9 protein-coding genes and 1 pseudogene are annotated in these 14,767 nt (G+C 37.3%); 5 read left to right on the top strand and 5 right to left on the bottom strand.

The window, feature by feature from the left end; all coding sequences use genetic code 11:
* Nucleotides 1-263 precede the first annotated feature (263 nt).
* The 3 genes from ACFIK8_RS06520 to ACFIK8_RS06530 all read left to right on the top strand — a co-directional run bounded on the left by ACFIK8_RS06520 (nt 264) and on the right by ACFIK8_RS06530 (nt 3,500).
* The gene (locus ACFIK8_RS06520) at nt 264-656 is read left to right on the top strand and encodes a Fur family transcriptional regulator (RefSeq protein WP_375636470.1); all 393 of its coding nucleotides are present in this window, start codon (nt 264-266) and stop codon (nt 654-656) included.
* 155 nt (nt 657-811) lie between these two features.
* The gene (locus ACFIK8_RS06525; protein WP_375636469.1) at nt 812-1,906 is read left to right on the top strand and encodes an HlyD family secretion protein; all 1,095 of its coding nucleotides are present in this window, start codon (nt 812-814) and stop codon (nt 1,904-1,906) included.
* A gap of 22 nt (nt 1,907-1,928) precedes the next feature.
* The gene (locus tag ACFIK8_RS06530) at nt 1,929-3,500 is read left to right on the top strand and encodes a DHA2 family efflux MFS transporter permease subunit (protein WP_375647635.1); all 1,572 of its coding nucleotides are present in this window, start codon (nt 1,929-1,931) and stop codon (nt 3,498-3,500) included.
* A gap of 1,100 nt (nt 3,501-4,600) precedes the next feature.
* On the opposite strand, the gene ACFIK8_RS06535 is transcribed toward ACFIK8_RS06530, so the two are convergent.
* The 3 genes from ACFIK8_RS06535 to ACFIK8_RS06545 form a co-directional block, all read right to left on the bottom strand.
* A complete protein-coding gene (locus tag ACFIK8_RS06535) occupies nt 4,601-5,185 on the bottom strand; it encodes a GNAT family N-acetyltransferase (RefSeq protein WP_375636465.1) in 585 nt (194 codons plus the stop codon).
* Between the two features lie 75 nt (nt 5,186-5,260).
* Complete coding sequence (locus ACFIK8_RS06540) at nt 5,261-6,394, bottom strand: type III PLP-dependent enzyme (RefSeq protein WP_015856754.1); 1,134 nt, start codon at nt 6,392-6,394, stop codon at nt 5,261-5,263.
* Between the two features lie 1,703 nt (nt 6,395-8,097).
* Complete coding sequence (locus ACFIK8_RS06545; protein ID WP_375636464.1) at nt 8,098-9,015, bottom strand: rhodanese-related sulfurtransferase; 918 nt, start codon at nt 9,013-9,015, stop codon at nt 8,098-8,100.
* 115 nt (nt 9,016-9,130) lie between these two features.
* Here ACFIK8_RS06545 and eda point away from each other — a divergent pair, with 115 nt between their 5' ends.
* Nucleotides 9,131-9,796 carry a bifunctional 4-hydroxy-2-oxoglutarate aldolase/2-dehydro-3-deoxy-phosphogluconate aldolase gene (gene eda / locus ACFIK8_RS06550; protein ID WP_375636463.1) on the top strand — a complete coding sequence of 222 codons (666 nt, stop codon included), beginning with the start codon at nt 9,131-9,133 and terminating at the stop codon, nt 9,794-9,796.
* Here the strand turns inward: eda and ACFIK8_RS06555 are convergent.
* Both ACFIK8_RS06555 and ACFIK8_RS06560 read right to left on the bottom strand, forming a co-directional pair.
* Nucleotides 9,775-10,225: pseudogene (locus ACFIK8_RS06555) on the bottom strand (ferredoxin--NADP reductase); the annotation flags it as partial. The gene eda and the pseudogene ACFIK8_RS06555 overlap by 22 nt on opposite strands.
* Nucleotides 10,226-10,240: 15 nt before the next feature.
* Nucleotides 10,241-11,068: a ferredoxin--NADP reductase gene (locus ACFIK8_RS06560; RefSeq protein ID WP_375636462.1), complete on the bottom strand. Its 828-nt coding sequence runs from the start codon at nt 11,066-11,068 to the stop codon at nt 10,241-10,243.
* A 1,101-nt stretch (nt 11,069-12,169) separates the two neighbouring features.
* Here ACFIK8_RS06560 and alr point away from each other — a divergent pair.
* Nucleotides 12,170-13,285, top strand: a complete 1,116-nt coding sequence (gene alr, locus ACFIK8_RS06565) for an alanine racemase (RefSeq protein ID WP_375636461.1) — start codon at nt 12,170-12,172, stop codon at nt 13,283-13,285.
* Nucleotides 13,286-14,767 lie beyond the last annotated feature (1,482 nt).

Below are 14,767 nucleotides of genomic sequence, written 5' to 3' on the forward strand. Positions count from 1 at the left end.
ATCATTTTTTACTTTTTTTTAAAATAAAATAACATAAACAACTGGTTGTATTTCAATACATTACACTAAAATAAAAAGCGTATAAAAAGTTCCTTGCTAGATAACAGCGGCTTTCAGATTATAATACCCCTCCCCTCACAACGATTGCAACTTTTCTTACATATCACAATAAGGCTAAAGATAGAGTACATATTCTATAATCACCATTGCATAAACCTCTTACACGCTTTATGCTTTGCCATAAGAGCAAAAGGAAGATGTCAATGTCATCTAAACTGACGCGTAACCAAACATTGGTTTTAAACACTTTAAAAAAAGCAAAAGGGCCTTTAAGTGCTTATGCGATTCTCAATCACTTACGCGAAGAAGGTTTTCGTGCACCTCTCCAAGTTTATCGTGCGTTAGAAAAACTCGTACAGTTAAAGTGTATTCATCGTCTTGAAAGTGTAAATGCCTTTATGGTCTGTTTACACCCTGAAAACTGTCAACATGAACTTACAACGTTTATAATTTGCGAAAACTGTGGTACAGTCAATGAAATACAAAATCAAACGATTGTATCGAGTTTAAAACAGATGGTTCAAGCTGTTGACTTCCAAGCCCACAAAAGCACCCTAGAAGTACGAGGCCTTTGTAAAAAATGCGTAACAAAATAAGACCTTGAACTTGCAAGTTCATATTTTTAGCATTATGTTTCAAAAATCATCTTATTGCTTGAAAAGCTCTTATCGTCCTTGCATGTATATCACCCTAGTCTATAGTGATGGGTTTATTATACTCAGTGGAACATAAATATTGAAAGTATAAAATCATGTCCGTAACTGAGACAATTTTTTCAACCAAAAACTTCAATAAAACGCAACAAAAGAAAGTAATCAAAGCTCTTCTTATTGTCTTTGCACTTTCTGTGCTTTGGTTTAGCTATAAGTATATAACGCAATGGCGTTATATACTCTCCACTGACGATGCCTACGTGCAAGGGGATATAGCAGCTATTGCGACTAAATTAAATGGATATATTGAAAAAATTGCCATTAAAGCCAACCAAGTTGTAAAAAAGAACGATGTTTTATTTTACCTAGACAACGGTGATTATCAAATAGCCTTGGATCAAACAGACGCACATCTTAACACACAGAAAAAAACACTTCTACGCATTGATGCACAAATCACAGCCGCTCATAGTGCTTTAGATGATGCAAAAGCACAAAAAGCAGCCGCTTCAGCCATAGCAACCAATGCACAACTCACCTTAAAACGTGTAACAGAACTGAAAAAAAATCGTTATGCTCCTCAATCCGAGGTTGATGATGCCAAATCAGCTTATGAACAAGCCGTTGCGAATGTTAACAGAGCGGACGCACAAATGGCTGCAGCACGTGCGAATATCCGAGTGCTAGAAGCGCAACGAAGTGAAATAGAAAGCCAAACAAAGAGTTTAGAACTCACGCGTGAAAAAGCACAACGTGATCTTGATTCGACCGTTATACGAGCGCCATTTGATGGCGTTATAGGAAATTTAACAGCAAAAACGGGAGATTTTGTTGTAAATGGCCAACGTCTTGCGGCGTTAGTCCCCATACATGCACTTTATATTGAAGCCAACTATAAAGAAACACAGTTGCAAAATATTCACGCAGGACAAAAGGCTTATATTGCTATTGATGCATTCAAAAAGGAGTTTTTTACAGGAAACGTGCTTTCTATTTCGCCCGCAACAGGCGCTGTTTTTTCTCTTTTGCCTCCACAAAATGCTACTGGTAACTTTACAAAGATTGTCCAGCGCATTCCCGTACGTATTTCTATTCCAGAAGAAGTCTTAAAAACCGGACATATCCGAGCAGGGATGAGTGTTTCAGTGAAAGTTGATACACGTACAAAGCCACAAGATAAAAGTCTCTTATAACAAAAAAGTAGAAGATCTTACTATGACATCTTCCATACCAGAGCCCATACAATCTCAAGAACGCATCGGAATGCACAAAATTATAGTTTTTATTGCTATGTCTTTTGGCATGTTTATGGCAATCTTAGATATCCAAATCGTTTCCTCTTCTTTAGCTGAAATTCAAGCGGGTCTTGCAGCAAGCTCTGAAGAAATTTCATGGGTTCAAACTTCCTATCTCATCGCTGAAGTCATCATGTTGCCGCTTTCTGGATTTTTAGGACGATTGCTTTCAACACGTGTTTTCTTTACCTTATCAGCTATCGGTTTTACGATTACTTCTGTTCTTTGTGCAACGGCAACATCTATTGGAGAGATGATTTTGTATCGCGCACTACAAGGTTTTATTGGTGGTGGAATTATCCCTAGTGTTTTTGTTGCCTCCTATGTCCTTTTTCCTCCTTCCAAACGTCCCATTGTTACCCCTATCGTCGGACTGGTCGCAACATTAGCCCCCACCATTGGTCCAACCGTGGGAGGCTATATTTGTCATCTCTCATCGTGGCATTGGCTCTTTCTCATCAATGTGCCCTTCGGGATTATCATCTCAATTCTCGCTTGGAAATTAATTGATTTTGATAAAGCTGATCCTTCTTTAATGAAGAAATTTGATTGGTTAGGCCTCATTTCTATGGCTACTTTCTTGGGAACTTTAGAGTATGTTCTAGAAGAAGGAGCTCGTCATGATTGGCTGAGTGATAGGCTGATTCGGAATTTTTTCATTATCATGATTCTTGCTGCAGCCTTATTCTTCTGGCGTGCTTTTACAGCAAAAGAACCCATTGTAGATCTCTCTACTTTTTCTAATTTTAATTTTTCTGCTGCATCCATTTTTTCCTTTGCACTGGGAATAGGTCTTTATGGACTCACATATCTTTATCCTGTCTATTTAAGCCAAATCCGCCATTATGATGCCCTCATGATTGGAGAAACATTGTTTCTTTCAGGATTCGCCATGTTATTAACTGCTCCGCTTGCTGGATTTCTTTCAGCCCGAATGGATGCACGTTTAATGATGGCAATAGGACTTTTGGGTTTTGCAATAGGCACTTGGATGGCGAGCTCTATCACAGATAACTGGGATTTTTGGCAACTCTTTTGGCCGCAAGTTTTCCGTGGTGCTTCTGTGATGTTATGTATGGTTCCTGTTAATAATATTGCCTTGGGAACACTCCCGCCAGAACGAATGCAAAATGCTTCTGGACTCTTTAATCTCACACGGAATCTAGGTGGTGCTGTAGGGCTTGCGATTATCAGCACTCTCATGACAAAACGCACAGACTTCCATTATGAACGAATAGCCGAAACGCTTAACCACGCAAACAGACAAGCAACTGAAATGCTTTCAAAGCTTACTTTATTTTTCAAAACAGAAACCTTTGATTCGTATACTCTTGCTCTTTCTCAATTGTTTGGTATGGTACGCATACAAGCAACGATTATGGCTTTTAGTGATATTTTCTTTATTATGACCATTATCTTTGTTATTTTGACATTTATGACCATTTTTCTTAAAAAAATACCACCTCTCATGGATGCACCACCAAGTCACTAAGCTTAATTAAAATTGAGAAATATTTTTTATCTTTATCACCTTCCTCGCTTCCTATGCACTTTATCTCTTCTCAAGAGACAGTATAAATCAACATATGATTCTAAATGATTCTTCTGATAAAAATTCTTTTCAATGCGGGCTCTTTACGCACTTAAAAATAACTTCTCGCATACAAGAATTGTTTTGGATGATAATAAACAAAGAGCTTATCTAAAGTGCTCCACACCATAAAGATAAAGCAGCTATTTCTATAGGATTTTTGATTTACCACCGTAGGGCAAAAAACATTAAAACAATATTTGCGCCTGTCATTAAATCTCTCATCTATCTACCCCCCCTTTTACGCTACTATCCTCATAAAAACTATTCTGTAAGATTCTTTGCCCTTCACTCTTTTGATTCTCACAAGAATATTCATAAAAGATTGATGATTCTTGTGATTTTTATTCATTCACCTATTTCCCTTATAATATGTAGGAGAACATTTTTTTGATTCTGGATACAAAATTTTACATGAGAAAATCATTTTGTATTTGATACTCTCATGCCAATTGCAAAACGATCTACCTTTATAGCAAAAAAAAATAATGATATATTTTTTTCAAAAAAGTTGCTTTTGAACATATAATTTTATTTTTTATACTCTTTGAACAAGCGCTAAAATTGTATAAAATTTCTCAAAATGTCTCTCTATTGAATCAATCAAAACTATTCCCTTGCACATAAAAAGCAAAGAGATAAAAACTGCTTAAGAAAAAAGTAAAATATCCAACCGTTTCGATGCATGATCTACCAACGATATTGAAAACTGGAAAACTGCATGATGATACCGGCTTTAAAAGAATACAAGACCACTCAAAAATCCGGTTCCTTAATATTATAAAACAGGACGCTATTCCAAAAAAATGAGCTTTAAATATATTCCTACTCACTTAACTGAAATTATCAAAAATAAGAAACCAGCCACATAAAGAAAAAGCCATATAATAAAATCGCAATACAACTCCCCAAAACTTTGTACCGCTAAATACTTTGGCACTAGTCAGAATAGTATGCTCTCCTCAACGCCAGCTGTTGAAAAACAAATTTAAACACTATCTTCAAGCCACTTTATGATGCTGAAAACGATTCGAAACTTCTCGTTCTCCACTAGGAACTAAAGTGCCATAACACCCAGAAAGATAATGTGGTATCAGTTCCAACGCTTGAAAGCGATGCTTTTCATAAGGACCAGGCATTGCCAAATTTTCTGTTAAACTATTTGAAAAGCCAAAACGTTGATAAAATTCAAAATCCCCTACCAGCAAAATGGCGCCATATCCCAATTTTTTTGCTGTTTCAATTGCGTGGCGGACTAAAATTGATCCTATTCCCAGACCAGCACATTCAGATGCGACAGCCAAGGGACCCAAAAGTAAAGCATGTTGTGTTTTATTTTTTCCTTTAGAAAAAGAAACATGCCAAAGACGGACACTTCCCACAAGCTCTCCAAGCGCATTTTTAACCACAAAAGAAAGTCCTTGAGCAGCTAACCGACCACGACGTAAAGCCTCTGATGATTTACGTTTACGTCCATACCCCATCGTTGAATCAAGCAAAATTTCTCGATAAGGCTTATCTGCTTCTTGCTCCAATAAAAGTGTAAAACATGCCCCATCTTTTGTTTGAAAATTCATCATGTTCATCTCAATGACCGCCCTCTTATAGCGCCATGACGAGCATAGCAAAAAATCTAAAAAACCTATAGTTAAAAGGAAACCTCAGATCACATATGATCGTAAAGGCTCAAAACCATTAAAAGCAACCGATGCGTAAGTTGTTGTGTAAGCACCCGTCCCATGAATCAATATTTCATCTCCTATCGTTAGGGATAGAGGAAGCGGATAAGGTGTTTTTTCATAGAGAACATCTGCCGAATCGCATGTTGGTCCAGCCAAAATACAAGGCTCCATAACCTTATCATCATGAGGTGTCTCAATAGGATAACGAATGGCTTCATCCATAGTCTCAGCAAGACCATTAAATTTTCCAATATCAAGATAAACCCATCGTACATTATCATTATCAGCTTTTTTAGATATCAGAACCACTTCTGTACGAATAACACCAGCATTACCAACCATCGCACGCCCAGGCTCAATAATCGTCTCAGGAATACGATTACCAAAATGCTTTTTCAATGAATCAAAAACTGCTGTACCATAAGCTTGTTCTGTAGGGACATCTTTCAAATAACGCGTTGGAAAACCGCCCCCCATATTCACCAACCTCAACGAAATGCCTTCTTGTTCCAAACGCTTAAAAACTGTAGCAGCATCCGATAAAGCACGATCCCACGCACTCAGATCAACCTGCTGAGACCCAACATGAAAAGAAACACCATAGGCTTGCAAACCCAATTGGTGTGCCCGTCTTAGAACATCAACCGCCATAGCAGGGACACAACCGAATTTGCGTGACAATGGCCACTCTGCACCTTTTCCATCGGTAAGAACACGGCAAAAAACACGTGCTCCTGGAGCAACACGCGCAATTTTTTCCACTTCTTCAACACAATCAACTGCATAAAGTGAAACACCCAATGCATATGCTCGTGCAATATCACGTTCTTTTTTAATCGTATTCCCAAAAGAAATACGCTCTGACGTTGCTCCTGCTTTTAAAGCCATTTCAATTTCTGCAACAGAAGCCGCATCAAAAGAAGATCCTAAAGAAGCAAGCAAACGCAAGATTTCAGGTGCTGGATTTGCCTTTATTGCGTAAAAAATACGCGACTGCGGCAGAGCTTTTTCAAAATTTAAATAGTTGTCACGAACAACATCAAGGTCAACAATTAAGCATGGACCTTCAGAACGATGTGTTGCAAGAAAATCGCGAATACGTTGCGTTGCCATCTGCAATTCTCCTTGAGGGAAAGCTCCCCCACTCTATGCTTGGACAGCCAAAACTGCCAAAAGCTAAAGGACAAAAAACACACAACAACTATCCCCATTCTGATTACAAAAAACCAGAAATTAGCATTGTATGCAGCGAAAGAACAGCGCGAAGCCGCGTCATTCTATTTTATCTGCCTTTTTGATTGGAGTTGAGAAAACCACTTCCGCACTGAAGGCAATGAGGTGTGCCTCTATAGTTATCCCAGTATTTAAAACTGGAAGACACCAGAAAGGCCCGCACCGTCGTTGCTTCAAGATGTCCTCATTCTTGCAATTGGCTGTAAGAATGACTGGAGCGGTTAGTTCCAGGTACCGTACCGGTTAATCTCACCATTTGAGAACCAGCGGACACCCACAGGCACGTGCGACTTTGGGCAATGCATCCTATAAAACGAATTCTTGCTCATTTCAATCATTTTTTTAATTTTAAACATTTTTTAATTCTTAAAGATAAAATGATGCGAAAAAACAACACTCTCTTCCACCAGACAAAGCTATCCATCCGCTTTCATGAGATGACACCCCTTACATCATCCGTGCAACATAAATCACTGTCTTGCTTTTAAAGCCCCTCATTTCTTTGCCCTATTCTATCTCCTAATATCCGCAGCAGAAAATAACGCAAAGTAAATTACTCAACACATTAATTTATAATGATAATTTATTATTTTGCCCTTAAACAACAATCTCATCATAAAATTCTCTTATTTCAACCCTCTTACAATGAATTCGTTAAGATCATTCTTTTGCGCATTACAAATAAAAAACAACTGAAAAAAGGGGAACCTCTTATATATCCTCTCAAATGCAAGGATGACCAACATTGAAAACTGGGGATAGTAACGACTGAAGCACTATCATTTTTAAAGATAACGATGTCCTTCCTCCAACAAATACCATTATCTTTCTTATTGACATCCTAAAAAAACATCCCTGTTTCCACATTCATTTCACAGCATCGCTTAAGCAAAATATCATGAAAATTCCCCATATAATATAGCTTGTGTAGTATAGATTAACTACATCGCACCCTCTTTATACTTATGAAAGTACAAGCCTGTGCCCCCATTCTATCTGCCAACTCCCAATATTGCAGAAACTCCTACATTGAAATGTTTCATAACACCTTATCTAAAATGATTTTTGTCCACACGTTTCTCCCATTTGTAACGTACAGGTGAATGAGTTTTAGGTGATTTGTTCTCATCTAATTTGAAAGCAATAAAGTTCACAATATTTAACTCTTTTATTCAAATAAAAATAATTTATCATTATAAATTAATGTATTATATTAAACTTTGGAATCATAAACTCCTATTATCATTTTATTTTTCCCACCTAGCATCTGCTTTTTCATCTCCTCTTATTAATCACATCTTATTCATACGCTTTTCTCTTAAGCTATGAATCTCCCTCCCCTGCGCTGTTGGTGAAGAAAGTTTCTATTTTAAAATGAAAAGTATTTAAAAACTCAATCCTATAAAATGTAAGGAGAGCAAACGATCTATAATGATTATTTATAAATCAAATAATTTAACATAGACAAAAAGACCGAATAATATCCGGTCTTATAGAATATTTTTCTACCAATATCAAAAAACTCTTTTCTCTTAAATTTAAGAGAAAAACGCTAAAATTTACAGCCCTACACTGCGCTATCCTTATGTCCCTTGATGAGAATCAATAGCACGCAACTTCAACAATTGAAACTGCCTATGGCGCTCACGAAAGCGCTCTCTATCGGCTTCACTACGCGTGTTATAACAAGCATCACAGGAAACACCTTCCTCATAATGAGACGATAATTTGCTTTCAGCATTAAGAGGAGAACGACACGCGCGACATAATTCGCGTCCACATTCTTCAAGACCATGTTGAACAGAAACACGCTCATCAAAAACAAAACACTCACCCCACCATAAACTTTCCTCTTTTGGAATTTTTTCTAAATATTTTAAAATACCTCCTTTTAGATGGTACACCTGCTCATAACCAAGTTCACGTACATAAGCTGTTGATTTTTCACACCGAATACCGCCTGTACAAAACATAGCAATTTTCTTTTTCTTCTTTAAATCAGCTTCATGTTGACGCACCCATTCAGGAAATTCGCGAAATGTTTTAATCTGCGGATCAATCGCTCCTTGAAAACTCCCAATCGCATATTCATAATCATTACGCGTATCGATCAAAATTGTCTCTTCATCTTGAATAAGAGCATTCCAATCTTCAGGATCCACATAAGTACCAACAACTTTTAGCGGATCAACACCTTCAACCCCCATTGTCACAATCTCTTTTTTCAACCGCACTTTCATGCGATGAAAAGGCATTTTTGATGCCCATGAATATTTAATCTCCGGCGTTTGAAACGCTGGCTCAGCCGTAATAAAATCCACCAATGCCTCAATCGCAGCACAAGAACCAGCAACCGTTCCATTAATTCCCTCTTGTGCTAAAAGCAGAGTGCCTTTGATATCCTTTGCTTGACATAAATCCTGCAAAGGTTTTTGTAATTGATGATAATGCTTCAAATCTGCAAAGCAATAAAGTGCAGCAACTTTAAAATTCTTTTCCATGTGTTTTGCCATAACGCGCGTTTCATTCAATTTCAAGATTTATTCATGTACTCTTTAACATATTGTGCTTAATCAAACGATACAAATAATATCATCTCCAAGAAGAAAAAATATCATGTGCCAAAAAAGAGAAAAGCTTTTAATATATCTCCAAGGACAAACTGTTATACCTGTTTTACTCATTGACAATCTACAAAGTGCTGTACCCTTAACACGTGCTCTTGTCAAAGGTGGATTAAAAACAATTGAGATCACCTTGCGAACACCAAATGCCCTCAAAGCAATTCAGAAAATTACACAAGAAGTCCCTGAAGCAATTGTTGGAGCCGGAACAATTCTCAACACAACACATTACGAAAAAGCCGAACAAGCGGGAGCCAAGTTTATTGTAAGCCCCGGATTATCAAATGAATTAATCAATTGTGCAAAAAATAGTGAAATTCCCCTTCTTCCCGCTGCAATGACCCCAAGTGAACTCATGCAAGCATTAAACAAAGGCTATTCATATCTCAAATTTTTCCCAGCTGAAGCCGCTGGAGGTATTGCCTTCATCGAAGCTTTAGCATCTCCCTTCTCTGATATCCGGTTTTGCCCAACAGGCGGTATTACACAAAAAAGTGCAACACAATGGCTCCAACTGCCTAACGTCTTCTGCGTTGGCGGTTCTTGGATAGCGCCCCAACAACTCATTGCAATAAGTGATTGGGATTCGATTACTGCATTAGCATATACTGCATCACAACTTCCCTCTCCCTCGAAAAAAGCTCTTTCTACAATATAATGTAAAATGCAAGAACATCAGCCCCTTCAACAAGACCAAAGCTTTCACACATCCTTGCGCAATCTTTAACATTGTCATAAAATCACAAATCATCACCCGATCTTCATCGAGATGAATTTAGGAGAGTGCTATTGTTTCAAAGCCGCTTGTTTCAAAAAAGCACCTACTCTCCATAACAGTCGTAATACGCCCCATATGCTCAGAAAGCTCACGAGTGGTCATAAAATAAAATTTCAACTGTTGTGCATATACTCCAATGAGTGGATCTTGTTGCAAAGAGGAAAAAGATCTTTTGCATAAATTAACTCATTCTGCTCACGCATTATTTAAAGTAAGGACAACTTCTGAAAATTTTTCATAAGTGCCAAGATCACGAATAAAGCTTGCAAAAGGAAAAAAACCGTACCGGTTTGAAAGAAGATAAAGCCTCAACTTTTCCACTCATTACTCCACAAAAGCGCGCTCTACAACATAAGTAGCAGGAGCATTATTAGCCCCTTCAACAAGACCAAAACTTTCACACATCCTTGCGCAATCTTTTAACATTGCCATGGAACCACAAATCATCACCCGATCTTCATCAGGATGAATTTTAGGAAGTCCAGTTGTTTCAAAAAAGTCCCCACTTTCCATAACAGTCGTAATACGGCCCATATGCTCAGAAGGTTCACGAGTAGTCATAGGATAGAATCTCAACTGTTGTGCATACTCTCCAATGAGTGGATCTTGTTGCAAAGAGGAAACAAGATCTTTTGCATAAACTAACTCACTCTGCTCACGCGTTGTTTGAATAAGGACAACTTCTGAAAATTTTTCATAAGTTTCAGGATCACGAATAAGGCTTGCAAAAGGAGCAACCCCCGTCCCAGTTGAAAGAAGATAAAGACGTTTTCCAGGAATAAGAGCATCAAGAACCAGTGTTCCTGTAGATTTTTTACGCATGAGAACTGTATCACCAATTTTAATTTTTTGGAGATGCTCGGTTAAAGGTCCCTCTGGAACTTTTATCGAAAAAAACTCAAGCTGTTCGTCCCAAAAAGGACTTGCAATCGAATAAGCGCGATAAATCGGCTTTTCTGCATTTGGCAAACCGATCATAACAAACTCACCCGAACGAAAACGAAAACTATCCGGACGATTCAAACGGAATTTAAATAACCGATCTGTATAGTGACAAACCTCTTGGACAGTAAGGGCGAACACATTCTCAGGAATCGGAAAATTTGCAACGCTACTGATGTTTGACGGAACATTGGTAGCAGACGTATTCATACTCTTCCCCATATCTTTATTGAACGTTAAATTTCGAATCCTTGACGTGATATAGTACTTGCATAACCATCTGCCAACAATTTTCTTAAAACAAAAATCTCAAGATTAACACTTTATTAAACGAATGAGGAAAATACGAATACAAATCACATTCAAAGAAAAACAAAAACATTGAGTATTAAACAATCACGGTACTCTTTTCCCCTTTAACACATAATGCATATTTCCATTGTAACGCTATAACACTCTCTCGCTTAACAAAACTTATGACCTAAAACCTTCAAATAAGAGAGATAAAATTTTTGTTGATTGAACGATAACCGCACGAATCTTCAACAAGATTTCCGGCATTACATCTATTGTTTTCGTTACTGACCTTTTTACACTGCGCTTTCCATAAATATCCATAAATAAAAGAGTCTAACGCGCTCTATAAAGCGATAAAATTGATTTCACTAAAAACCAATCAAACAATAGAAAGTAAATATTGGATACCCAATCCATCTTGAAAATCGACAATATCCAAATCAACGGGCTTTCTAAATCAACAGTTTTTAATATATCAGAAAGTGTTTACACACTGTTTTCTATTTAACAAAAATAACTTTAAGTGCATGAGACGACATCCAAAATTGCACAGATAAGTGATCTTCCCCCCATGATAGAAAACTTGTAATGCATTGATTTAGAGTGGTTAATTTAATCATTTTACCTTCTCTGAATAAGCAGCCAATGCAATGTTTAATCAAAACAATCGCACCAGCAACAACAGCCTAATATTGCACTCTTCAAAATGATACAATACAATAAACTATGTTCTATTTTTATATGCCTCAACTAGGGAAAATAAGTAAAAAACAAAAGTCTATGTCTTACAAATTATTAGAAGATACCGTGTTTCTAACAACACAAATAAAACTAAAATATCTCTTATATCCAGAGTAGCATTTTACATAAAAAAACGACTTTAATGGTGCGTAATTCAGTATAAGCTCCTTATGATTTTAACCATAGAAAGTAGTGTCTTTCCCTATATCGTAAAGAACCTCAATGAAATAACCAAAAAACTCCGTATTTCACGAACACAGATAAGCTTTTAAAATGAAAAAATCCGTTAATGATGAAATCAATACATCACTCTATGTAGCTGTAGCAACCATCAATGTCAGTGCCATTGTTTCCAATTATATCACTTTAGCCAAACGTGTAGCTCCAACACAATGTTCAGCAGTTGTAAAGGCAAATGCCTATGGATTAGGAGCTCACAAAATTGCTCCTGCCCTTTATCAAGCTGGTTGTCGCACTTTTTTTGTCGCCCAAATCATAGAAGCCCTCCAATTAAAAAGCATCTTACCACCACATGTCACGATTGCCGTTCTGAATGGACTTCCACACTTAGCAGAAGAGTTTGTCGCACAATCTGGTATTGTTCCTGTTCTAAACTCTTGGAATGCCATTGAAAATTGGCAAAAAATTTGTCAAAAAAAAGATAAAAAATTTCCAGCAATTGTTCAAATCGATACCCATATGAACCGATTAGGACTGGATCAAAAAGAATTACAAAAACTCATCAAACACCCTACAATTTTCGAAAAAGCAGAAATAAAATATATTCTCAGTCATCTTTCTAACGGAGAAGATGATACCCACCCATCCAATTATGCCCAATTGGCTACTTTAAAAACCATCCTTGCGCAATTGCCTGCTTGCAAAGTTTCCTTTGCCAATTCTGGAGGTATCTTTCTAGGATCAGATTTTTATTTTGATCTTGTTCGCCCCGGCATTGCACTTTACGGAGTTGATCCGCGGGGGAAACACCCATCACCTCTGAAACCTGTTTTAAAACTTGAAGCCCAAGTCATTCAAAACCGCGTTGTTGATATAGGCACACCTGTTGGTTATGGAGAAAGCTTTATAACCAACAGACCAAGCACTCTTGCAACCATTTCTATAGGCTACGCAGACGGCTGGCTCCGTGCTCTTTCGAATAAAGGAACAGTTTATTTCAACGGGTATAAACTTCCCATGGTTGGGCGGGTTTCTATGGATTCCATTATTGTAGATACGACCGATCTTGATCAAAAACCTCAAACAGGTGACTGGGTAGAACTCATTGGACCCCATCAAACACTTGAAAGAGTATCTATAGATGCCGATACCCTTCCCAATGAAATTCTAACATCTCTTGGCTCCCGCTATAAATACATTTACACATAAAAACTCTTTAAAGAAATAAATTGATAAAAATCATCATTTTAGAAAATTGAGGGTTTTTTATGAAAGATTTTACAACAATCAATCACATAGAATGATCATAGACACCGCACATTCACAGAAATCTCAAAATAGACAAGTTGATGAACTGTTTTATGGAAGTAGCTTTCACCCAAAATACAAAAGCTTAGCCTTTTTCCCACAAATTGACAAAAAAGAATCTACTGCAAAGTTTTTAAAATTAAATGCCCAATTAAACTAAAGTATTAATTCTCTATATATCAAACAAAACATCCAGTCTCATAAGTTTCTCTTATTTTCAGTTTTGTTCATAGTGAAGCAATCAAAATCATTCGCTTGCATACCACAAACTGGACTATGTATAGATAAAAATGATTTAAAAAAGGAATAATACCTCTTATGAACCATCTCAAGTACCAAGAGCTATAACATTAAGCGGCTGGCAAAGTGTATGATAGTGCCAACTTCTTCCTTCATAGAGCGTAAAGATTGGGAGCTCTCTCAATAGATTTATCGTTGTACCATTCACGAGCGCCGTCGCGAAATGGGATTGGGAGCGAAATGTCTCTTTAAAACAAACACGTGAATTAACAACCAAAGTATATTCTTTTTGGAGTGTTCTGTTTTACATGAGGGTATCCCATTAAGAACACAATAAATAAAAGCATGGGACAATATGTAATCCCCATTATAAAAAAACATTGCTTTAGATGCTTCTGAAAGCCGTAAAGCTGAATTAAAAGGAGATGACAAACTGAGGATTGAGTTTCACCTTTACGGCTTTATATTTCTCTGAAATTAGATTGTCTTCCAGTTTCAAAGATTACGTCAACAGAAATACGCAATCCCCTCGCCATCATCTGGCATACAAAAGCTTGAACTACTCATAAAGCTCTTTTTTGTCTCAATCTCTGACTTAAAACATGTCGCTGCGTTAAGTTTGGATGTGGATTTACAGGCAACAGCTAAAACACACGGGCTCTTAGGAAAACAACGCCGTAAAGTCACAAACTGACCTACAATGGATTGGAAAGATGTGCCGGCTTTTTATAAGACACCCTGTAAAAAAACAACCATAATACATTTGGTTTTGCATTTACTCATTCTGACAGGTATTCTTACGTATTTTTGCGTCATATTTATAAAAAGCAGATTAAAGAGAAATATTTAGACAATGCTTGACTTAAGAATATGCAACAACAGAGTTTCGCGGGGCTTTATCATCAGATAACACTAAATTTGATTTTATTCTTTCTGCAACCGGTCGTAGTCACCTTAGTGAGAGTCGTATGTCACAACACATGCAACAGACTGGACCCTATCCCCCGTAGGTTTCACTCTCGTTTACGTGAATTAGCTGGCTAGACCGATGCGCCTAGTCACTAAAACCATGTCATACGGTAGAAGGCAAAGGAGAGCATGCCTATTGCCCACAAAACACAGTTTTTTGTCGACTTTTCCGAT

The sequence above is a fragment of the Bartonella sp. MR168JLCBS genome, from assembly GCF_042194175.1.